The sequence below is a fragment of the Actinoallomurus liliacearum genome (assembly GCF_039542035.1).
GTDB lineage: Bacteria > Actinomycetota > Actinomycetes > Streptosporangiales > Streptosporangiaceae > Actinoallomurus > Actinoallomurus liliacearum.
In genome coordinates this window covers 666,043-690,437 of the sequence record NZ_BAABHJ010000040.1, presented here as the reverse complement: position 1 = coordinate 690,437, position 24,395 = coordinate 666,043, and the positions used below count along the sequence as shown (strand labels likewise).

At 71.0% G+C, this 24,395-nt stretch carries 23 protein-coding genes and 1 pseudogene; 6 read left to right on the top strand and 18 right to left on the bottom strand.

Annotated elements, in window-relative coordinates; all coding sequences use genetic code 11:
- Window positions 1-23: 23 nt before the first annotated feature.
- From ABD978_RS42000 to ABD978_RS41985, 4 genes are read right to left on the bottom strand one after another with little or no spacing between them, the layout of a single operon-like run.
- Window positions 24-1,250 (bottom strand): ABC transporter permease, encoded by a 1,227-nt coding sequence (locus ABD978_RS42000; protein ID WP_345367022.1) that lies wholly within the window; start codon window positions 1,248-1,250, stop codon window positions 24-26.
- Window positions 1,247-2,035, bottom strand: a complete 789-nt coding sequence (locus tag ABD978_RS41995) for an ABC transporter ATP-binding protein (RefSeq protein WP_345367020.1) — start codon at window positions 2,033-2,035, stop codon at window positions 1,247-1,249. Before ABD978_RS41995 ends, ABD978_RS42000 begins: the two co-directional genes overlap by 4 nt.
- Window positions 2,032-3,324 carry a peptidoglycan-binding protein gene (locus ABD978_RS41990; protein ID WP_345367017.1) on the bottom strand — a complete coding sequence of 431 codons (1,293 nt, stop codon included), beginning with the start codon at window positions 3,322-3,324 and terminating at the stop codon, window positions 2,032-2,034. The genes ABD978_RS41995 and ABD978_RS41990 overlap by 4 nt, the downstream gene beginning before the upstream one ends.
- Entirely contained in the window at window positions 3,321-3,884 is a 564-nt protein-coding gene (locus ABD978_RS41985; protein ID WP_345367015.1) for a hypothetical protein, read from the bottom strand. The genes ABD978_RS41990 and ABD978_RS41985 overlap by 4 nt, the downstream gene beginning before the upstream one ends.
- A 189-nt stretch (window positions 3,885-4,073) precedes the next feature.
- Here ABD978_RS41985 and ABD978_RS41980 point away from each other — a divergent pair, with 189 nt between their 5' ends.
- The 3 genes from ABD978_RS41980 (at window position 4,074) to ABD978_RS41970 (ending at window position 8,032) form a co-directional block, all read left to right on the top strand.
- A complete protein-coding gene (locus ABD978_RS41980) occupies window positions 4,074-4,727 on the top strand; it encodes a response regulator transcription factor (protein WP_345367013.1) in 654 nt (217 codons plus the stop codon).
- 7 nt (window positions 4,728-4,734) lie between these two features.
- Window positions 4,735-5,931, top strand: a complete 1,197-nt coding sequence (locus ABD978_RS41975) for a sensor histidine kinase (protein WP_345367011.1) — start codon at window positions 4,735-4,737, stop codon at window positions 5,929-5,931.
- Between the two features lie 88 nt (window positions 5,932-6,019).
- Window positions 6,020-8,032, top strand: coding sequence for a phospholipase D-like domain-containing protein (locus ABD978_RS41970; protein ID WP_345367009.1), 2,013 nt, complete (start codon window positions 6,020-6,022; stop codon window positions 8,030-8,032).
- Window positions 8,033-8,097: 65 nt separating this feature from the next.
- Here the strand turns inward: ABD978_RS41970 and ABD978_RS41965 are convergent, their stop codons facing one another.
- From ABD978_RS41965 to ABD978_RS41930, 9 genes and pseudogenes are all read right to left on the bottom strand, one after another.
- Window positions 8,098-8,640 carry a hypothetical protein gene (locus tag ABD978_RS41965; RefSeq protein ID WP_345367007.1) on the bottom strand — a complete coding sequence of 181 codons (543 nt, stop codon included), beginning with the start codon at window positions 8,638-8,640 and terminating at the stop codon, window positions 8,098-8,100.
- A gap of 27 nt (window positions 8,641-8,667) precedes the next feature.
- The gene (locus ABD978_RS41960) at window positions 8,668-9,576 is read right to left on the bottom strand and encodes an NsdA family TPR-like regulatory protein (RefSeq protein ID WP_345367005.1); all 909 of its coding nucleotides are present in this window, start codon (window positions 9,574-9,576) and stop codon (window positions 8,668-8,670) included.
- A 132-nt stretch (window positions 9,577-9,708) separates the two neighbouring features.
- Window positions 9,709-9,888, bottom strand: a complete 180-nt coding sequence (locus tag ABD978_RS41955; RefSeq protein WP_345367003.1) for a hypothetical protein — start codon at window positions 9,886-9,888, stop codon at window positions 9,709-9,711.
- A gap of 49 nt (window positions 9,889-9,937) precedes the next feature.
- A pseudogene (locus tag ABD978_RS44150) lies at window positions 9,938-10,276 on the bottom strand (AMP-binding protein); the annotation flags it as partial.
- A gap of 326 nt (window positions 10,277-10,602) precedes the next feature.
- On the bottom strand, window positions 10,603-11,067 hold the full coding sequence (locus ABD978_RS41950; RefSeq protein WP_345367001.1) for a hypothetical protein: 465 nt from the start codon (window positions 11,065-11,067) through the stop codon (window positions 10,603-10,605).
- Between the two features lie 331 nt (window positions 11,068-11,398).
- On the bottom strand, window positions 11,399-12,805 hold the full coding sequence (locus tag ABD978_RS41945; protein WP_345366999.1) for a glycoside hydrolase family 10 protein: 1,407 nt from the start codon (window positions 12,803-12,805) through the stop codon (window positions 11,399-11,401).
- 128 nt (window positions 12,806-12,933) lie between these two features.
- Window positions 12,934-13,968 carry a lytic polysaccharide monooxygenase auxiliary activity family 9 protein gene (locus ABD978_RS41940; protein WP_345366996.1) on the bottom strand — a complete coding sequence of 345 codons (1,035 nt, stop codon included), beginning with the start codon at window positions 13,966-13,968 and terminating at the stop codon, window positions 12,934-12,936.
- Between the two features lie 220 nt (window positions 13,969-14,188).
- The gene (locus tag ABD978_RS41935; protein WP_345366994.1) at window positions 14,189-15,271 is read right to left on the bottom strand and encodes a sensor histidine kinase; all 1,083 of its coding nucleotides are present in this window, start codon (window positions 15,269-15,271) and stop codon (window positions 14,189-14,191) included.
- A gap of 26 nt (window positions 15,272-15,297) precedes the next feature.
- Window positions 15,298-15,960 (bottom strand): response regulator transcription factor, encoded by a 663-nt coding sequence (locus ABD978_RS41930; protein WP_345366992.1) that lies wholly within the window; start codon window positions 15,958-15,960, stop codon window positions 15,298-15,300.
- Between the two features lie 183 nt (window positions 15,961-16,143).
- Between ABD978_RS41930 and ABD978_RS41925 the strand changes: the two genes are divergently transcribed.
- Genes ABD978_RS41925 through ABD978_RS41915 form a run of 3 tightly spaced genes read left to right on the top strand, consistent with a single transcriptional unit; the run spans window position 16,144 to window position 19,360 of the window.
- Window positions 16,144-17,079, top strand: a complete 936-nt coding sequence (locus tag ABD978_RS41925) for an ATP-binding cassette domain-containing protein (RefSeq protein WP_345366990.1) — start codon at window positions 16,144-16,146, stop codon at window positions 17,077-17,079.
- Window positions 17,076-18,605: an ABC transporter permease subunit gene (locus ABD978_RS41920; RefSeq protein ID WP_345366988.1), complete on the top strand. Its 1,530-nt coding sequence runs from the start codon at window positions 17,076-17,078 to the stop codon at window positions 18,603-18,605. The genes ABD978_RS41925 and ABD978_RS41920 overlap by 4 nt, the downstream gene beginning before the upstream one ends.
- Entirely contained in the window at window positions 18,602-19,360 is a 759-nt protein-coding gene (locus ABD978_RS41915; RefSeq protein WP_345366986.1) for an ABC transporter permease, read from the top strand. The genes ABD978_RS41920 and ABD978_RS41915 overlap by 4 nt, the downstream gene beginning before the upstream one ends.
- Window positions 19,361-19,449: 89 nt before the next feature.
- Here ABD978_RS41915 and ABD978_RS41910 read toward each other — a convergent pair whose 3' ends face one another.
- Genes ABD978_RS41910 through ABD978_RS41890 form a run of 5 tightly spaced genes read right to left on the bottom strand, consistent with a single transcriptional unit; the run spans window position 19,450 to window position 24,392 of the window.
- Window positions 19,450-20,151 carry a cupin domain-containing protein gene (locus tag ABD978_RS41910; RefSeq protein ID WP_345366984.1) on the bottom strand — a complete coding sequence of 234 codons (702 nt, stop codon included), beginning with the start codon at window positions 20,149-20,151 and terminating at the stop codon, window positions 19,450-19,452.
- On the bottom strand, window positions 20,145-21,014 hold the full coding sequence (locus ABD978_RS41905; RefSeq protein ID WP_345366982.1) for a DUF6807 domain-containing protein: 870 nt from the start codon (window positions 21,012-21,014) through the stop codon (window positions 20,145-20,147). The genes ABD978_RS41910 and ABD978_RS41905 overlap by 7 nt, the downstream gene beginning before the upstream one ends.
- Window positions 21,011-22,084, bottom strand: a complete 1,074-nt coding sequence (locus tag ABD978_RS41900) for a Gfo/Idh/MocA family protein (protein WP_345367440.1) — start codon at window positions 22,082-22,084, stop codon at window positions 21,011-21,013. The genes ABD978_RS41905 and ABD978_RS41900 overlap by 4 nt, the downstream gene beginning before the upstream one ends.
- The gene (locus ABD978_RS41895) at window positions 22,084-23,493 is read right to left on the bottom strand and encodes a glycoside hydrolase family 30 protein (protein ID WP_345366980.1); all 1,410 of its coding nucleotides are present in this window, start codon (window positions 23,491-23,493) and stop codon (window positions 22,084-22,086) included. Before ABD978_RS41895 ends, ABD978_RS41900 begins: the two co-directional genes overlap by 1 nt.
- A gap of 11 nt (window positions 23,494-23,504) precedes the next feature.
- Entirely contained in the window at window positions 23,505-24,392 is an 888-nt protein-coding gene (locus tag ABD978_RS41890; RefSeq protein WP_345366978.1) for a carbohydrate ABC transporter permease, read from the bottom strand.
- Between the last annotated feature and the right edge of the window lie 3 nt (window positions 24,393-24,395).

Sequence of the window (24,395 nt, the reverse complement as noted above, 5' to 3'; positions counted from 1 at the left end):
CGGCGATCCTCGGCGAGCACCGGTCACACCGTTCGCAGCGCCTCTGTGGGCGCCATCCGCGAGGCGCGGAGGGCCGGGAGCAGGCCGGCGAGGGCGCCGATCAGGATCGCGGAGCCGATGCCGCCCGTCCACGCTTCCAGCGGAACGACGATCGCCCAGTGCTTGGTCTCGGCGTAGACGGCCGTGGCCAGGACACCGGCCGCCACCCCGACCGCGCCCCCGAGGAACGCCAGCACGATCGCCTCGGACAGGAACTGCGTGCGGATCTGCCCCTTCGTCGCGCCGAGCGCGCGGCGCAGGCCGATCTCCGAGCGGCGTTCGAGCACCGAGATGATCATGATGTTGGCCACCCCGACCGCGCCCACGATCAACGCGACGACTCCGAGGCCCAGGAACAGGCTGTTGAACGCACCGCTCGCGGCGGCGCGGGCGGTGAGCGCGTCGGACGGCCGGCTCACGTCGACCTCGTTCGGCGACTCGGGGTCGGCCGTCTGGGCCAGCACCTCGTGCACCGCGTTGACCTGATCCGTCCGGCAACGGACGTAGATGGTGCTCGGCGGTCCCGGCGTCACCGTGCCGTGAACGACGCTCGTGTAGTTCAGATAGCGCTGCGCGGCCGGATAACCGACCAGGGCGCTGGTGTCGATCTCCGGTGCCAGCACCGCCGGCCGGAGGATCCCCCCGACGTAGAACCACTGGCCGCCGAGCCAGACGCGCTGCCCCGGGCGGACCCTGTCGATCCCGAGCCGCTGCGCGGCGACCGCGCCGAGCACCACGACGGGCTTCGTGGCGGTCGCGGAGTTCAGCCAGCGGCCCTGGGCGACGCCGGTGGCGACCACCGACAGCAGGTTGAGACCGGCCGCCCTGACCTTCAGCGCGTTGGTGCTGACCGGAGGGATCAGCGGACTGCGGTACACGTTCGCGGTCGTGACGGTGGCGGTGTCGGCCACCTGCTCGACGGCCTTCAGCCGCGAGATCCTGGCGGGCGCCTCGGGCGGCAGTTGGGCCGCGTCCCCGCTGAAGCTCTGCCCGCTGTCCGCGGTGAGCAGATTCGTGCCGAGACGGTCGATCTCATTGAGCAGACCGGCCTGGGACGATGACGAGAGTCCCAGCACCGCGACGATCGCAGCCGTGCCGATCGCGATCCCGAGCGCCGACAGTGCCGACCGCAGCCGCCGGGCCCGCAGCCCGACGCTCGCCACCCGCGCTCGATCACCCGGCCGCAGCCGGGCGGGGACGAGCGTCGTCATGAGCGGTCCTCCTGCTCCGCTCCGACGGGCACACGCACGCCGTCGGTCGCCCCGACGGCCCGGCTCGTCGTCCGGTCGCCGGGCCGCAGGTCCCGGTCGTGGGCGCTGTCCGAAACGATCCGCCCGTCGCGTACGTGCACCTGCCGGGGCAGCCCGGCGGCCAGCTCGGCGTCATGCGTGATCACGACGATCGTCGCGCCTTCGGCGTTGAGCTCGTGCAGCAGTTCGATGATCGAGGCGCCGGTGACGCTGTCGAGGTTGCCGGTCGGCTCGTCGGCGAGCACGATCGCCGGCCGGCCGACGAGCGCCCGGGCGATCGCCACGCGCTGGCGCTGCCCGCCCGACATCTGGGTCGGCCGGGCGGACGCCCGGTCGGCCAGGCCGACGCGTTCGAGCGCCGCCAGGGCCCTCCGCCGCCGCTCGCGGACCTCGACGCCGGCGTACAGCAGCCCGTCGGCGACGTTGTCCAGCACGGTCGAGTGCTCGGCCAGGAAGAACTGCTGGAAGACGAACCCGATGCTGCGGGCCCGCAGCGCCGACAGGCCGCGGTCGTCGAGACGGTCGACGTCGACCCCGTCGATCCGGACCGTGCCCCCGGTGGGCCGTTCCAGCGTTCCCATGACGTGCAGCAACGTCGTCTTGCCCGATCCGGACGGCCCGACGATCGCCACCAGTTCGCCCTTCCGGACACTGAAGGTCACGCCCCGGAGCGCCAGGACGGGCGACCGCTCTCCGTAGACCTTGGTCACCGCCTCCAGCTCCAGGGCCACTCGCGTCACGCTCATGTCGCGGGCACCACCACTCGGTCGCCCGGGGCGAGGTTCCCCGACACCTGCACCAGGCCGTCGGCGTTGTCGAACAGGCCCAGCGTGACCGGTACGACGCTGTGCGCTCCCCGCGCGTCGACCTTCTCCACCGAGTACCCGCCGCCGGACCGGCCGATCAGCGCCGTGACCGGCACGATCAGCGCGTCCTTGACGCCGCCGGTGGTGATCTGCACGCGGACGGGCGCCTGGTCGAGGCCGCCCGCGTCCTTCGGATGCGTGAGCGTGACGTACACCGGGATCGTCGCGCTGGACGAGTCCTTCTGATCGGAGGAAGAGGTCGCGACCGCGCCGATGCGGCGGACCTTCCCGGAGGTCGTACGGTTGTCCGGCAGGGTGATCTCCACCTTGTCCCCGACCTTGACCTGGGACTGCTGCGACGCGTCCAGATTCACGGTCACCTGGCGGTCGGTCGAGGTCGCCTGCGCGACCGGCTCCCCCGGCCGCGCGTTCGTGCCGAGCTGCGCCGCCGCCTTGGTGATCCGGAGCGGGCCGGGCAGGAACACGGCGGAGCCCAGCTTCAGCGACCCGGTCTCCTCCGCGCCGATCTTGTCCTGCAGCTTCTCGAGCGCCGTGGCGGTGGCCGAGCCGAAGTACTTCGAGTCCGGGTCCAGGTCCGCGTCGTCGGCGTAGCCGAGCTTCACCAGGTTGCGGTTGAGCTCCCGCACGTCCTTGCCGCTGTCGCCCTCGGACAGGTCGCGGTAGGCGGGCCACGTACCGCACAGCAGCGGCACCGGCGTGCCGCCGACCCAGTAGAGGACCTTCCCGCACTTGATCTCGTCGCCCGCGCGCGGCACCCAGGTGTAGACGCCGTTCGCGTGGTTGACGACCGAGTACGGCGTCCCGTCGGCCCGGGCGACGTACGAGAGGGTTCCGCTCTGGTCGACCTGTGACGACAGCGGGCCCTGCCGAACGGACGCGAGGGACTCACCGGTGGTCGTCGGCGGGGGCGTCTTCTTCCGGTCGCCGAACGGATCGGCGGTGACGATCACGATGCCCGCCGCGACCGCCAGGACGACGATGGCGCCGCCGACGCGCGCGAACCGGCGTCGCCGCCTGCGCGGCCTCTTCCGACCGGGCGTTCCGGCGTCGGCGATCTCCGCCGTCCCGGTGGAGGTTCCCGTCTCCCGCTCGGCCGCGCGAACGGGTACGGCGGCGTCGGAGCGCGTCAGGCCCCGTCCGGGTTCGTCGCCGGCGGGCGCCGCGTCCGGTTCGGGGACGCGCGTGCTCCCAGGCCGCTCCACGCTCACTGGAGGCCGCCGGGCATCAGTTTCTGGCAGGCCTTCTGGGCCGCCTGGAACTGCGGCGAGTCGGGGTCGACTCCCTTGCCCTTGGCGATGATCATCTTTCCGCCCTGCGGGTCGGGGAAGTTCGGCACGCCGTTCTTGCGCATGCACGCGGCGAACTTCAGCATCGCGGTGTTGTCCTGGGCGCCCATCCCGGTGCCGCTCGGCGCGTACGCCTTGCACTTCTGGTCGGCGGCCTTGAACTGCGGCGAGTCGGGATTCATGTCACTGCCCGGTCCCGCCTTGATCTGGATCTTGCCGTCCTGCGGGTCGGGGAAGTCGGGCACACCGTTCTTGCGCATGCACTCGGCGTACTTGACCGCCTTCCCGGAGTCCGCGCCCTTCCCTGCGCTCCCACCGGAGCCGGCCGCCGCGGAGCTCGAAGCGCCGGCGGAACCGCCGGACCCGCCCCCGCAGGCCGTGAGGGCCAGCCCGGCGATCAGGAGTACCGCGGCGAGCGGCCGGCCGTGTCGCGTCCGTCGCGACGTGGTCGGGGTGGTGCGCGTGCCGGCTGTGTCGTCCATGTCTCGGCCTCTCTGCGATATCGACGCCGCCGGACCGTCGTGGCCCGGCGGCCGTTCGTTGCGAGGCCAGTTGTACGGATTCGCCGGTCACAGCACGGTGCGAGCCGTTGTGACCGGCCTGTGACCGGTCGTCGGGCATCCTGACGGCATGGACCAGACCGCCCTGACCGGACCGCGAGGCGTACGCGGATGAGAGTGCTGGTGGTGGAGGACCAGGTCGAACTCGCGGACTCGGTGGCGCGGGTGCTGCGCCGTGAGGGGATCGCGGTCGACGTGTCCTACGACGGGCAGGACGCCCTCGACCGTACGTCGCTGACCGACTACGACGTCGTCGTGCTCGACCGGGACCTTCCCGAGGTCCACGGTGACGAGGTCTGCGCCGCCCTGACCGCGAAGGGACCGCGCACCCGGATCCTGATGCTGACCGCGTCGGCCACGATCGCGGATCGCGTGGAGGGGTTCAGCCTCGGCGCCGACGACTACCTGCCCAAGCCGTTCGCCTACGCGGAGCTGGTCGCCCGCGTCCGCGCGCTCGCCCGGCGCGCGCAGCCGGCCCTGCCGCCGGTCCTCGCGCGCGGCGACGTACGGCTCGACCCCGCACAGCGGACCGCCTTCCGCGCGGGCGCACGCCTGGCACTCAGCCCCAAGGAGTTCTCCGTGCTGGAGTACCTGCTCGGCGCGCAGGGCCGGGTCGTGCCCGCCGAGGAACTGCTCGAACGGGTCTGGGACGAGGCGACCGACCCGTTCACCACGACGGTCAAGGCGACGATCAACCGCCTGCGGTCGAAGCTCGGCTCCCCACCCGTGATCGAGACCGTCCCCCGGGGCGGCTACCGGATCTGAAGGCCCCATGCTCACGCTGCTTCGTCCCCGCGTCCCGGCCGGTCTGCGGCCGCGCACCGTACGCCTGCGGCTCACCGCCCTGTACGGCGTGCTGTTCGCCGTCTCCGGCGCCATCCTGCTCGCGATCACATACCTGCTCGTCCGGCACGCCACAGGGCCGCGGCGGATCCTCTACCGGACCGGCCGGATCGGACCGGTCGTCTCGGGCGACAAAGTCTTCACGAAGCAGTCCCTTCCGCCCGACCTGAAACAGCTCAACGCACAGCTGGACGCCGAGGTGGCCCGGCAGCACGCGGCCCAGATGCACGCCCTGCTGGTCCAGTCCGGCATCGCACTGACGATCATGATGGTGGTGTCGGTCGTGCTGGGCTGGCTGGTCGCCGGGCGGGTGCTGCGCCCGCTGCGGACGATGACCTCCACGATCCAGCGGATCTCCGCGCGCAACGTGCACGAACGGCTGGCCGTCGCAGGCCCCCGCGACGAACTCAAGGACCTGGCCGACACCGTCGACGGCCTCCTCGGCCGGCTGGAGACGGCACTGGGCGCGCACAAGCGCTTCGTCGCCAACGCCGCGCACGAGCTGCGCACCCCGCTCACGCTGGAGCACGCGCTGCTGGAGGAGACGCTCACCGACCACACCGCCACGCTCGCGTCCTTCCGGGCGACGTCGGAGCGTGTGCTCGCCATCAGTGAGCAGCAGGAACGCCTGCTGGAGGCGCTCCTCACCCTGGCGACGGGCGAACGCGGGCTGGAGCGCCGCGAACGCTTCGACCTGGCCGAGCTCACCGGTCAGGCGCTGCTCGCACCCCGGCCGCAGGTCGACCGGCTCGGGCTCCGGATCGAGACGCGGACGTCTCCCGCCCCGGCCGCCGGCGATCCGGCCCTGGCCGAACGCCTCGTCGCGAACCTTCTCGACAACGCGGTCCGCTACAACGTTCCCGGCGGCCGCGTGGAGGTCGGTACGACGACCGAGGCCGGGCGCGCGGTCCTGTCCGTGCGCAACACCGGGCCGGTGATCCCGCCGGATCGGGTGGCGGACCTGTTCGAGCCGTTCCAGCGCCTCGCCGGCCGTACCGCCCGCGACGACGGCGGCCACGGCCTGGGCCTGTCGATCGTGCGCGCCATCGCCGCCGCGCACGACGCCACCGTCACGGCCCACGCCCGCCCGGAAGGCGGCCTGGACGTCGAGGTCCGGTTCCCGTGAGCGCCCTGTGCTTTCTGGATCATCGCTTTACCCGGGCGGGGTGTGGCTGACGACCGGGCGGGCGGTCCCGCTGGGTTGAGTGGCGAATATGAAGACGATCATCACCGCGGCGGCGGTGACGGCGTTCACCGCCGCCATCTCCTGGCCGACGGCGACGGCGTTCACCGCCGCCGTCTCCTCACCGGCGGCAACCCACGACGCGGCCTCGGCCGCGTCGTCGCCGACGCCCTACCTCGACCAGATCGAGCGGGCGGTCCGGCACGTGTCGCCGGGCCTGGAACACCAGGTCTGGGAACGCAGCGGCGGCAACCGGCTGGACGACTCGGCGGGGGACTGGCTGCTGCAGACACCGCAGTGCTGGGGTCACGACCCCTGCCCGCCCGCCGACCGGCCGGGCACCAAGCGGCTGCTGAGCAAGATCACCAGCAATATCGGCGAGGCGACCAGCACGGTCGACATCACCTCGCTCGGCTGCCCGGAGAAGCTGATCCTGCCGCTGCCCTCACCGTGCCGTACCTTCCCGGACGGCTACTTCCGCGACGCCATCGTCGCCGGGCTGAAGAAGGCGGCCGAGGAGCACAAGATCACCTTCAGGATGCTGCTGGGCGCGCCGGTGCTGCCCGCCACGGTGAACGGCGACGACTGGATCGACGCCGCGAAGAAGACCATCGGCGCCGCGGCCCGCAACATCACCTTCAACGTGGCGACGATGACGACCTCCTATTCGGGAACGCCGGGCGTCCCGATCGGCGGCTACACGCCCTCCTGGAACCATTCCAAGCTGTTCGTGGTCGACGGGAGGACCGTCATCACCGGCGGCGTCAACACCTACACCAACAACTACGTCCAGACCCCGAAGCCCGTCACCGACATGATGATGGCCATCCGAGGCCCCGCGGCCGCGTCGGCGACCGGCTACGTCAACCGGCTCTGGGACTGGACCTGCGCCAACCGCAACAAGTGGAACTGGGCGGCCACCACGGGATCGTGGGTGTACCCGTCGGGCGGGGGCTGCATCTCCACCCTGCACCCGCCCGCCGCGGCCAGGGCCGGCGACCTCGACATGCTGGAGGTCGGCGGGCTCGGCGTCGGCATCCAGCACAAGGACGGCTCCTCCACCTACAAGCTGCCCGACCTCAAGCAGCCCGACGACGCCAAGTGCAAGCTGAGCTTCGCCGACAAGGACGTGGTCAACCTCGACCGGGACTACCAGACCGTCAACCCGGAGGAGACCGCGCTACGCGAGATGGTGGCCACCGCCACCAAGTCGATCGTGTTCTCCCAGCAGGACCTGTACGGCTGGTGCGCGAGCATCGGCGGCCCCATCAAGGCCGTCCAGCCGCTGGCCGACCTGCGGCTGCTCGACAACGTCGCCGCCAAGATGATCCACGGGGTCAAGGTCCGCATCGTCATCTCCACGCCCGGCAACGAGGACGCCTACTCCACCATGAAGAACATGGCGCAGCTCTCGGACCTGCTGCGCAAGCGGATCGCGCTGCAGGCGGGCGGTGACAGGAAAGCCGATCAGGTCATGCAGGACACCCTCCAGTACGCCTCGCTGCGCAGCAGCGACAAGCCCCGCTGGGAGGGCAAGGAGAAGAACGACGAGGGCAAGGTCATCAACTGCGACGACCCGAAGGAGGCCTGCACCTACGCCCAGCACACCAAGCTGATCGTGGTCGACGACCGCGTCTTCTACCTGGGCTCCAAGAACGCCTACCCGGCCTTCCTGCAGGACGACGGCTACTTCATCGAGGACCCGGCGGCGGTCGCGCACCTGAAGAAGGAGTTCCTGGACCCGCAGTGGAAGTACTCGAAGGCCGACGCGACCTTCGACTGGGAGCGGTTCCTGCCTCCCACCGTCGTCTCGATCGACACCGACCGGGCCAAGGGCGCGTCGAAGGTGAAGGTGACCGTGAAGGCCGTCACCCACTCCGGTGACTCCTTCCTGGTCGCCTACGGCAACAAGGTGGAGTGCAAGGACACGCCGTCGGGCGGCCGATGCTCCTTCGACGAAGCCCCGTCGATCGTCGGCAAGAAGATCGACATCGTCGACAGGAAGACCCTGCGCTGGACCCAGAAGGAGGTCCCGCACTGGTAAACCCGCCCCCGCAACGGCGGCCACGCGCCTTCTTCCGCCCGTCGAGGGCGGAAGAAGGCGCGTTCTCACCCGCCCGGCGGTTCCGCGTGTGGCGGCCTTCGTTCGAGGTCGCGGAGGAGGCCCTTCACCTCAGGAGATCGGCGTGCGTGCGGGGCCAGTTCACGGCCGAGCCGCTGGAGGAGACCGACGCTACGCGCCGAGGTGACGCCGGGCAGTCGGTTCATGGATCGATGTGCCGCCGCCAGGGCCTGGTCCAGGTCGCCGGCTTGGGCATGAGCCAGCCCGAGCCATGCGCCGTGCCGGAACGCCGAACGCTGCGGCTCGCCGGTTGGATCGGTCCGCGCCCGGTCGCGCAGCAGATCTTCGGCCTCCGCCAGCAGACGGCCCCGATGCGTGGGCATCCGCCGAGCCAGGACCACCATGCCTCGCCCGGCGATGGCATCGAGTTCGGTCCGGGTGACATAACTGGCCCAGTCCGGAGCGGCCTCTCCACGGTATTCCGCGCCTTCGAGCAGGCCCAGTGTCTGCTCCCGCAATCGTTGGAAGGTCGCCAGATCCCCGGCCGCCGCACTGGCGAGACCGCTGCGCGCGGCGATGAGCGCCCGCACCGTCGACGGCCCCTGCGAGGCCGCCTCCTACGCGGCCGTGGCGAGTTGTAGCGCGTCCGCCGTTTCGCCGATCTCCGTCGCCTGATTGCTCATCAGGCCCAGGATGCTCGCGGCCAGCGCGCGGTCACCGGCGGCGTGCGCCGCGCGAAGACCGGTCAGGTACCAGCGCTGTGCCTCGCCGTCCCGGGCGGAGTCGAACGCCATGAAACCGGAGGTCTGGGCAAGTTGGGCAAGGGCCGAGGTAAGACGCCGACCCGTTCGCGCGTCGTATCGGGACCGCCGTAGTAACCGCGACACGCAGGCGAACTGGTCGGCGACGAAGGCGGCACCCGCGGCGCCGTGCCGCTCGTCCAGTCGACGGCATCGCGAGGCGATGTCCTCGACGAGTTCGAGCATCGGCGCGGTGACGCGATCCGCCTCCCGCGCGGCCGAGGCGAGGGCCGGGACCGGTGCTTGAGACCACTGCCACGCATGGCGTGTCAGCGTCGTACCGGAGACCACCATGAACGTCCGCCGGGTCAGCATCGGATGCGACCACTCCTCCAGGAGACGCAGCAATCCGCTCGCGTCCCAGGGCAGATCGAGGCCGTGGTCGGCGGGCAAGAGCAGCGAAGAGCGCGATGCTCCGCGAGGCCATACCTGGTCGAACGTCAGGTCACGTCCAGTGGCTTCGGCGAGAAGCCGCACAACGACCTCGGGCACCGGCGCATGAGGGACCTCGCCGCGGTTCAGCCAGCGATAGGGGGTCTTTAGGTGGATCTGGCGATTTTCCCGGCGAATTGCGAAAATGGCCGCGTTGACGCGGCGTGCAAGGCTTTCCGGACGCCATCCGGCTTCTTCGAGCAGGTCCTTCAGCTTTTCATTCGGCACGCCGAATCTGCCGCTGCTCTCGTTGGCGATGGCCGTTATAAAGGTACACCTAGGGGAGAGTGCCATCAGGGGATGTTTCAGTGACAATTCTAACCACGACGTTAGGCGAGAACCGGAAGCACACCGAACACACCGATCCGCAGATGTCCGCACCTGCCGCGCCGGAACTAAGCCCGTTTCTCGGTCCGTCGGCGGCCGTCAGCTCGGGTCGGTCATCGACGGTTGGGGCGTCGAGGTGGCCCGGGTGCGGAGGGTCCGCTTGTCGGGCTTGCCGAGTGGGGTGAGCGGTAGCTCGTCGAGAACGGTGATCGTGGCCGGTACGGCGTCGGCGGTCAGGTGGATCGAATCGGCCGAGGTCGCCGGTGCGCAGCCGGCCATCCGGCAGTACGGTCCGGCCCGCGTCGTCCGGGCGGTTCCAGTACTCGGTCAGCACGCCCGGCCCCTGGACGCAGACCTCCCCGATCTCACCGGGTGGCGCGGTCGTGCCGTCGGTGCGCCGCAGCGTGACGGTGACGCCCGGCATCGGGCGGCCGACCGAGGCGAGGACTTCGGGACGGCCGGCGAGGGCGGCGGCGTGGTAGGCCGGTTGCAGCGTCGCGATGGCCGGCGCCTCGGTGGTCGCGTACGTCTGCATGAGTCCGGGGCCGAGCCGTTCCAGCGCCTGGCGCAGCCGGGCGGGGGCTGCGGGGGAGCTGCCGTACATGACGAACTTCAGGGGGGTCAGGTCGGTGCCGGTCGCCTCGGCGTGGTCGAGCAGGCGGTACAGCCATGAGGGGTCGTACAGGATGCGGGCGATGTCGCCCTCCTGGGCCCGTACCGGGACGGGCTGCTCGGGCTCCCCTCCGGCGCCGGCCGTGAGATCGACGAGCGCCTGCTCGACGGCATCGCCGCCCTACCGCACCACCGCTGACGCGCGGCACCTCCGCCGACGATTCAACGACGGGGTGTCATGCCATGTTGGTGGTGACGAGCGCGTCGCGGCCGATGAGGTCGAGGCGACGCGGGACGTACGTGTTCGACGTTCTCTGCTTGACCGTGGCGTGCGGTACTTTCCGTCGCACGAATCGACCGCACGCCACGTCCTATACGTGCTCAGCCGCAGGCGTACCAGCCGGTCGACCAGGAGCCCGCCCAGTCGTCCCAGCCGTCGGCGCTGATGCAGGTGTGCGGGGCCGACAGGTAGACCGGTCCGGCGTAGTACTTGAAGCTGCCGCCGTTGTATGCGTACGCGCTGTCACTCTTCCTCCGCAAGGCGATGGAGAGACCCGACGCCTCGCCGTAGGAGTAGTTCGTCGTTGACTTCTGGACGAAGGCGCAGTTCTTGCCGGTGCTGGGGCTGTAGCCGAACTTGATGTAGATGACGGTGCCCCAGCCGTCCGAGGTCTTGTTGTAGCCGCTCCTCGTCTCGCTGTGCACCTCGTAGTAACTGCTGCCGCAGACGCCGGGGATCGTGAAGTTCGCGGCGGCGTGGGCCGGACTCACGATGGACAGGGTTCCGGCGGTGGTGAGAGTGAGCGCTGAAAGCGACAGCGCGGTACGGCGTAGCGCCGTTCTCATGCTTGCCTCCTTGAGGCCTTCTGCACGCATGGGCGGGGAACGCCCAGGCACGCCCCTGTGAATCCGGGACGGCGCGATCATGATCGCAGCTTCACATATCGGACGAGCCAGATATAGACATAACGGATCAGCAACAAAAGGGGGCATCTCGGACGACCGGCGAGACGGTGCCGATCCTCCGCTGACACCCGCGCGCGAAAAGCTCGGTGGATGCCCGACCAAAAGGCGACAAAAGAGGACAAATCACTCATTAAGCGGTCGGCGAGAAGGGTGGTGCCCGGGGGCCTCGGTCCTCCGCACGCGAGGCCCCCGGGTGGCGGTGGGCCGGCCCTCAGCTACAGGCCGTGCCGTTCAGGGTGAACGAGCCGGGCGCCGTGTTGGAGCCGCTGTAGGTGAAGTTGGCGCCGACCGAGGTGGACGCGCCTGCGGCGAGGCCGCCGTTCCAGCTCGCGTTGGTGACGGTGACGGTGCTGCCCGACTGCGACCAGGTGCCGCTCCAGCCCTGGGAGAGCTGCTGGTTGCCGGCGTAGGAGAACTTCAGCGTCCAGCCGTTGATCGCCGAGCTGCCGTTGGTGATCGTGATGTTCGCGGTGAAGCCGGTCCCCCAGTCGTTGGCCGAGTAGGCGACCTTGCAGCTGCCGGGCGTCGGTGTGGGGGTCGGAGTCGGCGTCGGGGTGCCGCCGTCGCCCGTGCCGCCGAGCGCGGTGCTGATCGCGCCGTAGATCTGCGGCTTCTTGTTGAGGTTCTCGTCCCAGGGCAGGGCCGAACCCTCACCGCTGAAGGTGCCGGGGATCCAGGAGTACTTGTCGGTGTAGTCCCAGATCGTGATGCCGACGCAGCGGGTCACGGCGAGGCACGCGTTGACGACGTTCGTGTAGTACTGCGCCTGGGTGTTGACCTTGGTGGTGTCCGCGGGCAGCTGCATCCGCACGTCGAGCTCGGTGACGGCGACGTCGACGCCGAGATCGGCGAAGCGCTGCAGGTTCTGCTGCATGTTCGTGGGGAAGCCGTACTGGATCGCCAGGTGGCTCTCGAAGCCGACGCCGTCGATCGGCACGCCCTGCTGCTTGAGCGACTTGACGAGGTTGTACATGCCGTCGCTCTTCGCGCCGGTGCCCTCGATGTTGTAGTCGTTCAGGTAGAGCTTGGCGTTCGGGTCGGCGGCGTGCGCCGTGCGGAGCGCGTCGGCGATGTAGCCGCTGCCCATCGCGTTGTAGAACGCGTCGGTGCGGAGAGTGCCGTCCTCGTTGAACGGCTCGTTGACCACGTCCCAGGCGTAAAGCTGGCCCTTGTAGTGGGTCACCTCGGTGGTGATGTGGTTCTCCATGGCGGCCTGCACCTGGGTGCTCGGCAGACTCGACACCCAGCTCGGCAACTGGCTGTGCCAGACCAGGTTGTGACCGCGGACGATCACGTTGTGGCTCTTGGCGAAGGAGACGATCGTGTCGCCTCCGCTGAAGTTGAACGATCCCCTCGAAGGCTCGGTGGTGTCCCACTTCATCGAGTTGCCCGGGGTCGTCGCCCCGAATTCGCCGCCGCCCAGGATCGCCGTGTAGGCGCTGTTGGACAGCTCGGGGTTGTCGGTCGCCGAACCGAAGTACTTGCCCTTGGCCTTGGCGAGCTGGTCGAGCGTTGACGCGGCGGACGCGGGGCGCATCACCATGGCGGTGAGCGCCAGGAGCACGCCGAGTGCCAGCGCCAGGACGGCCGCGAGTCTCGGCCGGAGTGGCGAGGACATGCTGAGTTCCTCCAGGGGTGTTCGTGAGATGTGCCGTGGGCATGACGCGGCGCGGGGGAGAGCGGGGCTCCCCCGCGCCGGGTCGGTGGGTCAGGAGTCGGCGTGGTCCGCCGCGCCGTACGGGCGGGTCAGGGGCTCGTACAGGTGATCATCGACGCGCCCGGCGAGCCATTGGCGACGAACCCGAAGCTGGTCGACGCGCCGCCGTTCACGGTGCGGTTCCAGTCGGCGTTCCGTACGGTCGCCATGTCGCCGCTCAAGGTGAGGGTGCCGTTCCATACGCTGTTGATGGTCTGGCCGCTGGACGGCATCCAGCTCACGGTCCAGCCGTTGAGGGCCGTGGTCCCGGGGTTGCTCACCGTGATCTCACCCTGGAAGCCGCCCGACCAGCTGCTGGTCGTCTTGTACGTCGCGGTGCACGGCGTGCTCGGGGTTCCACCGCCACCGCCGCCGCTGCTGTCGCCGACGCCGGTGACCTGCCCGTTGCCGCCGTCGAAGACCACGTCGGAGCAGCCATAGAACGTCTCCGTGCTGTCGGAGCGACTCCAGACGGAGTAGATGATGTGGCGGCCGGTCTTGTTGGCCGGCAGGTTGCCGGACCAGTAGTAGTAGCCGTCGACGCTGCCGACCGGGCCGGTGTCGGCCGGGTGGTCGGCGACGAGGAACGGATTGGTCTCCATCTCGTCCCAGGTGAGCGGCTTGGTCGGGTCCCAGCCGTCCTTGGTGACGTACAGGTAGAACGAGCCGGGGTGCGCCGCCCACTTGTTGTAGCGGAACTGGAAGTTCGCGCCGCTGGTCAGGTGCGTGACCGGCCAGTTCGCGTTCGGCAGGTCGAAGCCGGTGTAGTTCGGGTTCCCGCCGCTGCACAGCTGCCCGTCGGGGATGAAGCCCCGCGTACGGCCGGCGCCGTCGGACCGGAGCACGGAGAACCAGTTGTAGAGCGAGTTGGTCCCGCTCTGGGCGACTGCGGCCGCGCACGCCGGGTTCTGCGGCTTGATCTCTCCAGTGGAGGTGAGGCCGTCCTTCCAGCACAGGAACGTACGGCTGCCCGGCTGCATGAACGCCCCGTGGGCCCACGCCGGGGTCCCCGTGAACACGCTCATCACCAGGATCGACACCATTCCGAGGGCCGCGGCGAGCGCGCTTCTCCGTCGCTTTCTCACGACACCGTTTCCCTTCGATCTGCCCGCGGGCCGGCATGCGGACCCGCAGGGAGTTCGGGCGCGGTGGGAGCGCGTTCTCAGGATCGGTTTCCGGACCTCGGAGGGTCAACGACGGCCGCGAGGGGATCCGGCGTGGGCAGGGTGACCTGCGGATACTCGCACAGCCGGGAGGCCGGCCGTGAAAGCAGCTGAAAGCGGCGGACCAGTGGCCGCCTCGACCCTAGAGAAGGTCCGGAGATGCGTGCGCGAACCGTACGGTGATGGACAGGCCGCCTTCGGGGCGTGCGCCGGCGGTGAGGGTGGCGTGGTGAGCCTGGGTGACGGCATTGACGATGGCGAGGCCGAGACCGTAGCCGTCGCGGCGGCCGTTCCGATCGGGCGCCAGTCTTTGGAAGGGTTGGAAGAGGCGCTGGATCTCGTTCCCGGGGATGACCGGCCCGCTGTTGGTGACCGTAAGGGTCGCCTGCGTGCCGGAGGTCTGGGTGGTGATCTCCACGAGCCCGTCTGGGCGGTTGTGGCGGATGGCGTTGTCGATGAGGTTGGCGATGAGGCTTTCGATCAGTCTCGGGTCCCCGGCCGTCACTGCGGGCGTCAGGTGTTCGGCGAGGTCGATGCCCTTCTCCGCTGCTCGGTCGCGGCGGGAGGCGAGCACCCCTTCGACGGCTTGGGCGAGGTCGAGGGTGACCCGGCGAGAGATTCCGCGCTCGCTGGTGGCGAGGACGAGCAGTGCGCTGACGAGCCGTTCCTGGTGTCCGCTGAGAGCGAGGGCCTCCTGGCAGACCGAGCGCAGGGTGTCGGCGTCGGCGTCAGGGTCGGCGAGGGCGACCTCGAGGAGGGTGCGCAGCCCGGCGAGGGGGGTTCGCAGCTCATGGGAGGCGTTGGCGACGAAGTGGCGTTGGGCGTCGAAGGAGGCTTGAAGGCGGGCGAACAGGTCGTCGAGGGTGCGGCCGAGCTCGGTCAGCTCGTCGGTGGGCTCACCGAGGTCGAGGCGCCGGTGGAGGTCGCCGGCGGAGATGATTCCGGCGGTGGCGGTGATGGCGCGCAGTGGGTGCAGGAACCGGCCGGCCACGAACCAGCCGAGAGCCAGGGCGACGGGAACCAGGACGACCAGGGCGACGGCGGACCCCGTGAGGAGTTGGGGCAGGCTGATCCCGTGCCCGTTTCCGGTGATCGCGGGCGATGAGGGCCGGCCCTTGGGTTTGGCCGACTGGACGCCGGCGAGCGGGATGTCGACGAGTACGAGCACGAAGACCCCGGCGGCGTAGATGCCCGCCGCGTACGCGAGCGCGAGCCGCGTCTGCAACGACCTTCTGGCAAGCTGCCGGGAGGTCATGACGATCCGATGCGGTAGCCGCCTTCGCGGATGGTCTCGATCACGGGCGGGTCGCCGAGCTTGGCCCGCAACCGGTGCACGGTGTGCTTGACGGCGCTGCTGAAGGGGTCGGCGGCCTCGTCCCAGACGCGTTCGAGCAGTTCCTCGGCGGAGATGACCAGGCCGGGTGCGGCGAGCAGGCATTCGAGCAGGGCGAACTCCTTGGGGCTCAGCTGGAGACGCCGGCCGGCCCGGAACGCGATGCGGCGGGCCGGATCGAGGGTGATGTCCCCGCATGCCAGGGTGGGCGGTAGCGGCGGGGCGGCTCGGCGGGCCAGAGCACGGACGCGGGCGACCAGTTCGGCGAACGCGAACGGCTTGGGCAGGTAGTCGTCGGCGCCGAGGCCGAGCCCGTCGACGCGGTCCTCGATCGTGTCCGAGGCGGTGAGCATCAGCACGCGGGCCTCGCAACGGCCGTGGGCGAGTCGCCGGCAGATCTCGTCCCCGTGGACGCCGGGCAGGTCGCGGTCGAGGATCACCACCTCATAGCGGGTGACGGCAAGGTGCTCGAGGGCGGCGGTTCCGTCGAGGACGACGTCGACAGCCATGCCCTCGCGGCGCAGCCCGGTTCCGATGGAGCGGGCGAGGACCTCGAAGTCCTCGACGACGAGGACCCTCACCGCCGCTCACCGCCGGTCGTCGTGCGGGTGGGAGGGCCGAACCGGCCGCCGGGTCGAGGTGCCATGCCTTGACGATGCCAGCTCCCCGGTTCCAACCGGGTCGCAGCCGCTGCGACCGGGCTGGAACCGGGTGCCGCGTACAACCGTCGGCATGAGTGCATTTCCAACCGTGAGCTCGCTGCGATGAGCGCCCCGGGGATCGTCGTCGCCGGACTGCGCAAGAGGTATGGGGCGACCCTGGCCCTCGACGGCATGTCCTTCACCGTCCGCCCGGGTCTGGTGACCGGCTTCGTTGGGCCGAACGGGGCCGGGAAGTCCACCACGATGCGGGTGATCCTCGGCCTGGACGCGGTCGAGGAGGGCACCGCGCTCATCGAGGGGAAGCCGTACCGCGGTCTTCGGCACCCGCTGAACCATGTCGGTTCACTGCTGGACGCGGCGGCGCTGCACCCCGGCCGCAGCGGGCGAGGTCACCTGCTGTGGCTGGCGCATTCGCAGGGCCTGGCCGCGCGGCGGGTGGACCAGGTGATCGAGCAGGTCGGCCTGACCCCGGCGGCCCGGCGCAAGGCCGGCGGCTACTCGCTCGGCATGCGCCAGCGGCTCGGGATCGCCGCGGCCCTGCTGGGCGACCCGCCGATCATCATGCTCGATGAGCCGTTCAACGGCATGGACCCCGACGGCATCATCTGGATGCGCGGCTTCCTGCGGTCGCTGGCCGCTCAGGGTCGCGCCGTGCTGGTCTCCAGCCACCTGATGAGCGAGGTGCAGGACACGGCCGACCACCTCGTCGTGGTCGGGCGCGGCAAGGCCATCGCCGACGCCGGCGTGGCCGACCTGATCGCGGCCGCCTCCGCGAACCGGGTGGCCGTGCGGACCACGGCCGCGACGCACGCGATGAGGGTGCTCGCGCAGGCCGGCGCGACCGTGACGGCCGCCGGCCGCGACACCATCACCGTCTCCGGCCTGCCTGCGGACCGGATCGTGACGCTGCTCAGCGCGAGCGCGGTGCCGTTCTCCGAGGTTTCGGCACACCGCGCCACCCTTGAGGACGTCTACCTGGCGCTCACCCGCGAAGCGCTCGAGTTCCACGCCGCGACGCCCACGGAGGTCTCGCGGTGACCCCCACCATCACGCCTTACCGATCCGGCCGACGGGTCGGGCGGGACGGCTTCCTCCAGTTGCTGCACGCGGAGTGGACCAAGTTCCGGACGGTCCGGGGCTGGGTGACCGGCACGGTGGCGGCGGCACTGATGATGGTGCTGTTCGCCCTGCTCACCGGGGCCAGCAGCAACCAGAAGGGCTCACCACCGGTTCCGGTCGGACCTGGCGGTGAGCCGGTCACCGACAGCTTCTACTTCGTGCACCGACCGCTCGCCGGGAACGGCAGCGTCACCGTCTCCGTCTCCGCGCTCAAGAGCAGCATCCCCAAGGGTCCCGGGGACCTGCGGCCCGGCACCGTGCCGTGGGCGAAGGCCGGGCTCATCATCAAGCAGAGCACTCGCCAGGGATCGCCCTACGCGGCGATCATGGTCACCGGCAGCCACGGCGTGCGGATGCAGGACGGCTACGTCAATGACACGGCCGGCCCGCCCGGTCCGGTCTCCGCCGAGTCCCCCCGCCGGCTGCGGCTGGACCGCTCGGGCGACACGGTCACCGGCTACGCCTCCGCCGACGGCGTGAAGTGGACCAGGGTGGGCACCGCGCAGGTGAGCGGGCTCGGAACGACCGCGCAGGTCGGGCTGTTCGTCGCCTCTCCGCCTGTCGTGGGCGGTGGGGGCACGGCCGGCAGCGTGTCCACGGCCACCTTCGGGGACCTGCGCACCCAGAGCGGCTGGGCCGGTGGCGACTGGACAGGCGATCAGGTGGGAGCCGAATCCCCCAGCTTCGCCGGCTACCCGGAGAACGGCTCGGGTTCGTTCACGGGATCCGGCGCCCGGTTCACGGTGACCGGCGCCGGCGACATAGCGCCCGCCGTCCGCGACAGCCTGCCGACCGGCGGCCTCCTCCGCGACATCCTCATCGGCACGTTCGCCGCGCTGACCGCGGTGATCGTCGTGGGGGCGCTGTTCATGACCGCGGAGTACCGGAACAAGATGATCCACGTCACCCTGGCCGCGAGTCCGAGGCGGAGCCGGGTGCTGGTGGCCAAGGCGATCGTATTGTGGGCCGTCACCTTCGTCGCCGGGTCGGTGGGAACGCTCCTCGCCACTCCGCTCGGTGAGCGGCTCGCCCGGGGCAACGGCGTCTACATCTTCCCGGTGTCGTCCTCGACCGAACTGCGGGTGGCACTCGGGACCGCGGCGCTGCTCGCGACCGCCTCGGTCCTGGCCCTCTCCGTGGGCGCCGTCTTCCGGAACAGTGCGGGCGCGGTCACCACGGTCCTCTTGGCCATCGTGCTGCCCTACATCCTGATCGCCATCCCGTTCCTGCCCGCGAGCGTGTCGAAGGGGGTGGCCACGGTGACACCGGGCGCGGCTTTCGCCGTCCAGCAGACGCTTGTGCCATATGACCAGGTCGCAAGCAATTACACGCCGTACTACGGCTACTACCCGCTGGCGCCATGGGCCGGGTTCGCCGTCCTGGCCGGCTACGCGGTGGCAAGCCTGGCCGTGGCCGCCGTCCTTCTCAACAGGAGGGACGCATGAGACCGGCACTGCACGCGGAATGGACGAAGATTCGGACCGTCGCCGGCCCCCTGTGGCTGCTGCTCGGCACCATCGCGGCGACAGTGGCCCTCAGCGCCGTGGCGACCTCGCTGGTGACGTGCACGTCCGCCCGCTGCGGCGGCGACCCGACCAAGATCACCCTCATGGGCGTCTACCTCGGCCAGGCGCTGGTCGCCATCCTGGCCGTGCTGATCATCAGCGGGGAGTACGGCTCGGGCCTGATCCGCACCACCCTGACGGCGGTGCCGCGGCGAGCCACCGCCTTCGCGGCCAAGGCCATCACTCTCACCGGCGTCGTGGCCGTCGCCGGGACCGTCGCCGTCCTCGGGTCGCTGCTCGCCGGGTGGCTCATCCTGCCCGGCCCAGGCCACCAGGCCCTGTCCCTGGCCGACGGGCCGACGCTGCGCGCGGTCCTCGGAACGGTCCTCTACCTGATCCTGATCGCCCTTCTCAGCCTCGGCATCGCGACCGCCGTGCGGGACTCCGCCACCGGCATCGGGGTCGTCCTCGGCCTGCTCTACATCGTCCCCATCGTCTCCCAGACCGTCGGCGATCCGCACTGGCAGCGCCTGCTCCAGCAGGTCGCGCCGATGAGCGCCGGGCTCGCCGTCCAAGCCACCACCGATCTCCGCAGCCTGCCCATCAGCCCCTGGGCCGGCCTCGGCGTGACCGCCGGGTGGGCCGCCGCGGCGCTCCTGGTCGGCGGCCTGCTCCTGCACGTCCGCGACGCCTGAAGGTGGGCGGCGGCTCGCCGGTCTCGATCACGTCGTCCAAGACCTCGTCCACTGCCGCCCGCGGATCCGGCGCTGACCGGCCGGGTGGGTCAGGGCACGTACGTGTCGAGGCGGCCGCACATGCCGAACGCGCGCTCCGGTGGCGGGTCGAGGCGGTGGACGGCGGCCTCCGTCAGGGGGCCGATGTCGCCCGCGCCCAGGCGGCTCAGCTGCGCACCGGTCCGCAGCGCCTCGGCGAACGCGCCGGCCTGCCAGCGCTTCTCCCACTCGGGGAACAGATGCGCCTTGAGCCGTACGGCCGACCGGTAGAAGTCGTGCAGCGCCGTCGGCTCGCCGGCGTCCAACCGGGCGCGCAGCGCGGTGAAGCCCGCCAGGGCCAGGTCGCGACGGCTGCGGGCGGTGTGCTCCCGCGCGCCGGGGTCCAGGGCCGCCGCCCGCCCGTACGCCTCCGGGTCGTTCAGGGTCTCCGGCGGGAAGGTGAAGACGGCGTCGCCCGCCTCGGGAAGCCCGCTGTTCTGCATGACGACGACGATGTGCAGCCCGCCGTCGCCGTTGACGAGCCGGTGCACGGTCCCGGGCGTGAACCAGGCGACGGTACCGGGGGCCAGCGGCGTCTCGGCGAAACCGTCGCAGGTCAGCGTCTGCACGCTGCCCTGCCCCGCGACGACGACGTACGCCTCCGCGCAGGTCAGGTGGACGTGCGGCGAGCCGCCGCACAGGCCGTCGGCCGTCGGCCAGTCGTACACGCGGAGCCCGGAGATCCCGACCGCACCGGGCAGCGGGCTCAACATGGGTGGTCCTCGGCGTAGGCGTCCAGACGGAGGCGGTCCCACGCGCCGTCGGCGACGACGATGCGGTACCGCAGGCGCAGCGTCTCGCCGGGCGGCAGCGCGAACTCCTCGGCGAAGGCGAGCGAGGGGTTGACCGCCGGGAACGGCGTGGTCCGGACGAACCAGTCGCTGCCGAAGCCCGGGTCGTCGAAGAACATCAGGGTGGAGGCGCGGTCCACCTCGTCATGCCGGCCGACGTACGCCAGCCAGGCCGCGGGCCGGCCCATCAGCTCCGGGCCGCCCTGGCCGTCCGCCGCGATGACGTCCCCGTCGGTGAACGCGCGCGGCCCGCGCCAGAACAGCCCGCTGTACCCGGCCGCCGGCCGGCCGTTCGTGGTCGGGCTGCCGAAGACGAGCGCCTCCCCTCGTACGTTGGTCAGCGCGGTCGCGAACTCCAGCGCCCACGAGTCGCCGGTGACGTCGCGTACGGCCAGCTCGCGCCCCTCGTCGACCCAGTGCTCGCCCGCCTGGGTGTGCCAGGTGAGTCGCTCGGCGATCCGTCCCCCGTCGGCCTCGGTGAACTCCTCGTGCCGCATGACGCCGACGTTCGGCAGGTCGACGTAGCCCTGGTCGCGGACGTAGCTGCCGCCGCCCCAGAAGTTCTCCCCCGAAAGGTGCGACGCGGTCAGCTGCACGCCCTTGTGCCAGCGGTGGTCGTGCGGCCGGTACGCGGTGACGACGTCCCCGGCCAGCGTACGCACCGGATGTAGGTACGGCTTCGGGCCCTCGAACGCCGGCGTGGTCGGCCGGTAGACGTACCGGAACAGCTCCACGTCCCGCTCGTGCACGGCGAGCGTGTGGTCGCCGAGGTGCTCGATCCTCAAAGGTCTCTCCCGCCGTTCATCTCGCGGTAGAAGGGGTCCGTGCCGTCGATCTCGCCCCGGCGTACGGGACGGCCGGTGAGCGCCGACTTGTAGAGCGCGACGATGAGCTCGAGGGTCCGGCGGCCGCCCGCGCCGCTGGTCTGCGGCCGGTCGCCGCGTTCGTACGCGTCGAGCAGGTCGGCCAGCAGCGCGGTGTGCGAGCTCGGCAGGTCCTGGTCCGGGGTCCGCCAGGCGGCGACGCGAGCCTCGTCGGTGACGTGCGGCGCGGGGGTGTAGGTCCAGTCCGCGTTGGCATGGCCGTACAGGTGCGACAGCTCCACCGTCGCGTCGGTGAAGTCGAATCGCAGCCGGCTCTCCTCACGCGGCGACAGCACGCTGTTGACCACCGACGCCAGCGCGCCGTTCTCGAAGCGGACCGACGCCACGGACGCGTCCTCGGTGGCGACGTCCCGGACGAGGCGGCCGGCCATGGCGCGGACCTCGGCCCAGTCGCCGAGCGTCGCCAGCAGCAGGTCCATCTGGTGGATGCCGTGGCCCATGGTCGGCCCGCCACCCTCGGTGTCCCACCGACCGCGCCAGGGCACGTCGAAGTACGCCTGGTCGCGGTACCAGGTGGTCAGGCAGACCGCGACCAGCGGCCGGCCCAGCTCGCCGTCGGCGATGAGCCGCCGCAGGTGGCGGGCGCCGGAGCCGAACCGGTGCTGGTAGACGACCGCCGCGTACGGGCCGCCGTCGCGCTCGGCGGCCGTCATGGCGTCGTACTCGGCGAGCGAGAGGGCGGGCGGCTTCTCGCACAGCACCCACGCGCCCGCCTCCAGGCACGCCCTGACCTGGGCGGCGTGCACGTGCGGCGGCGTGCAGACGTGCACCAGGTCGGGGCGGGCCTCGGCGAGCATCTCCCCCAGGTCGGTGTACGCCGCGGGAACGTCGTGCGCGGCGCAGAAGTCCTTCACGCGCGCGGCGTCGACGTCGACGGCGGCCACGACCCGGGCGCGGTGCGCCTCCGCCCGCAGCGCGGGCAGGTGGCAGATCCCCGCGATCCCGCCCGTGCCGACGATCGCGGCCCGGATCACCGCAGGACGACCGTGGTCAGCGAGCGGGGGGCGAGGTCGGCCGACAGGTCACGGCCGTGGGTGCGCGCGGCGGCGACGGGGGCCACCGAGTGGCCGGCGTCGGTCAGGTACGCCTGGGCGTGCCCGGCCGGGGAGCCGAGGGCCAGGTCCGTCGTCGACGCGGTGGTGCCGGTGTTGAGGATCTCGACGACCTTGGTGCCGTCGGCGTTCCGGTACGCCGAGATCTCCAGCGCGGGGTCGGCGGCGCTCACCGCGACCCGGGTCGCGCCCGGTCGGATGAACCGGCTGTACGCCGCGAACGCCCAGAACCGCTTGGACACGTGGTACGCGTCGCCGTCGAGCTGGATCAGCGCGCGGGTCGCCCCGACGGAGGCGGCGAGCCAGTAGACGTACGCGCCGGCGTTCCCGTCCGTCATGGTCCGGTGGATGTTCTCCGCGACCGCGAAGCCGGAGTACTCGGTGCCGTCGTCCCAGTTCTCGTTCCAGGTGCTGCCGCCCGGGCCCCACTCCGACATCCAGGTGCGCTTCCGGGTCGGCTGCGGCGAGGTGACCGGGCTGGAGTAGGCGTGCCCGGTGATGGTCGTGACCCACCTGGCCGCCTGCGGGTCGGCCTCGATGGCCCGGGTGTAGTCCTGCTGGCCGTCCCAGCCCGTGTGGTCGCAGCAGGACAGCTTCAGCCCGGCCTTCTTCGCGACCGGGCCGAGCACCTTGACGAACTCCACGGCCTGGGCCGGGGTGAAGTTCATGGAGGCGTACGAGACGGTGATGTCCGGCTCGTTGGTGAAGCCCAGGTCGGTGATCCTGATGCCCTCGCGGCGGTAGAACCTCGCGTATTGCACCAGGTAGTTCGCGTACGCCTGCCGCCAGTCACCGCTCGCGCAGTCCGTGCCCTGGAGACCGCAGAGGGTGCCGCCGTTCGCGTCGGTGCCGTTGGTCTTCATGAAGCCCGGCGCGCTCCACGCGTCGGCGTAGAACCGCCGCACGCCGTACGACCGCGCCTGATTGGCCAGCCAGACCTGGCCGCCGTCGTCGCCGTCCCAGACGTACTTCGGCGGTGCGGTCGGCCCGCCCGGGTCGGCGGGCTCGATGGACGGCATGTGGTCGTACACCTTGTCGGCGGACGAGCCGATGCCGAGCCGCAGGATGGACGCGCCCGCGCCGGCGCGCCGGCCGAACAGCAGGTCGACGACCTCCTTCTGCTTCGGCGCCGACAGTCCGTTCAGTCCGTGGATCACGGCGGCCCGCTGGAAGGCCTCGGAGAACCCGAACCCGTCGATGGGCTGCAGGTTCGCGCGGAAGTCGACGCGGCCGCGGGGTGCTTCCTGGGCGTGCGCGGGCACGCCCAGGGAGCACGTGGTCGCCACGGTGAGGGCGAGGGCAAGTGAGCTGCGCGTGAGGGGACGCATGGGGGGATCCGCTACTTTCCGCCCGCGCCGGCCAGGCCCGCGATGAGCCAGCGGCGCGCGAACAGGTAGACGACGAACACGGGAAGAGCCGACAGCAGCACGGCCGCCATCAGGCCGGGCACGTTCGAGCCGAACTGGTTCTGGAAGTTCCACAGGCCGAGCGTCTGGACCCGCTGCTCGGGGGACTGCGTGAGGATCAACGGGAACAGGAAGCCGTTCCAGGCGTTCAGCGCGCTGTAGACGGCGATCGTGGTCAGCGACGCGCGGCTGAGCGGCAGCGCCAGGCTCCACATCAGCCGGAACGCCCCTCCGCCGTCGATGGTCATCGCCTCGTACAGCTCGCGGGGGACGTCCCGCAGCGCCGACGACAGCACCAGCACGCTGAGCGGCAGGCCGAACGCCACGGTCGGCAGGATGATCGCCGTCAGCGAGTCGTACAGGTGCATCCGGGTGATCATCAGGTAGACGGGGATGATCGTGGCCTGCGCGGGCACCGCGAGTCCGGCCAGGAAGATCCGGAACGTCCCGGACACGACCCGGCTGCGCGACCGCACGATCGCGTACGCCGCGGGGAAGGCGAGCAGCACGGTCAGCGCGACGCTCCCCGCGGTGACGATGGCCGTGTTGACCAGGTAGCGGGTGTACCCGCTGCGGAAGACCTCGGTGAAGTTGCCCAAGGTCAGCTTGTGCGGCAGGGACAGCGGGCCGCCGTCGAGGTAGGCGTCCGTCGGCTGCACACTGTCCTTGATCATCAGGTAGATCGGGACGCCCACGAACACGAGCCAGGCGAGCGCCGCCACCCCGGCGCCCCAGTTCGGCCGCTGCCGCCTCCGCCGTGGCCGGTCGCCGCGCCGGTGGCGCGCGACCGGCACCGACGTCTCTTCCCGGAGTGCCGTCATGGC

What these genes read in the sequence shown, in the direction of transcription:
- ABD978_RS42000 (WP_345367022.1), bottom strand. Translation starts at nt 1,250, where the DNA reads ATGACGACGCTCGTCCCCGCCCGGCTGCGGCCGGGTGATCGAGCGCGG.
- ABD978_RS41995 (WP_345367020.1), bottom strand. Translation starts at nt 2,035, where the DNA reads ATGAGCGTGACGCGAGTGGCCCTGGAGCTGGAGGCGGTGACCAAGGTC.
- ABD978_RS41985 (WP_345367015.1), bottom strand. Translation starts at nt 3,884, where the DNA reads ATGGACGACACAGCCGGCACGCGCACCACCCCGACCACGTCGCGACGG.
- ABD978_RS41980 (WP_345367013.1), top strand. Translation starts at nt 4,074, where the DNA reads ATGAGAGTGCTGGTGGTGGAGGACCAGGTCGAACTCGCGGACTCGGTG.
- ABD978_RS41975 (WP_345367011.1), top strand. Translation starts at nt 4,735, where the DNA reads ATGCTCACGCTGCTTCGTCCCCGCGTCCCGGCCGGTCTGCGGCCGCGC.
- ABD978_RS41970 (WP_345367009.1), top strand. Translation starts at nt 6,020, where the DNA reads ATGAAGACGATCATCACCGCGGCGGCGGTGACGGCGTTCACCGCCGCC.
- ABD978_RS41960 (WP_345367005.1), bottom strand. Translation starts at nt 9,576, where the DNA reads ATGGCACTCTCCCCTAGGTGTACCTTTATAACGGCCATCGCCAACGAG.
- ABD978_RS41955 (WP_345367003.1), bottom strand. Translation starts at nt 9,888, where the DNA reads ATGGCCGGCTGCGCACCGGCGACCTCGGCCGATTCGATCCACCTGACC.
- ABD978_RS41950 (WP_345367001.1), bottom strand. Translation starts at nt 11,067, where the DNA reads ATGAGAACGGCGCTACGCCGTACCGCGCTGTCGCTTTCAGCGCTCACT.
- ABD978_RS41945 (WP_345366999.1), bottom strand. Translation starts at nt 12,805, where the DNA reads ATGTCCTCGCCACTCCGGCCGAGACTCGCGGCCGTCCTGGCGCTGGCA.
- ABD978_RS41925 (WP_345366990.1), top strand. Translation starts at nt 16,144, where the DNA reads ATGAGCGCCCCGGGGATCGTCGTCGCCGGACTGCGCAAGAGGTATGGG.
- ABD978_RS41915 (WP_345366986.1), top strand. Translation starts at nt 18,602, where the DNA reads ATGAGACCGGCACTGCACGCGGAATGGACGAAGATTCGGACCGTCGCC.
- ABD978_RS41910 (WP_345366984.1), bottom strand. Translation starts at nt 20,151, where the DNA reads ATGTTGAGCCCGCTGCCCGGTGCGGTCGGGATCTCCGGGCTCCGCGTG.
- ABD978_RS41895 (WP_345366980.1), bottom strand. Translation starts at nt 23,493, where the DNA reads ATGCGTCCCCTCACGCGCAGCTCACTTGCCCTCGCCCTCACCGTGGCG.
- ABD978_RS41890 (WP_345366978.1), bottom strand. Translation starts at nt 24,392, where the DNA reads ATGACGGCACTCCGGGAAGAGACGTCGGTGCCGGTCGCGCGCCACCGG.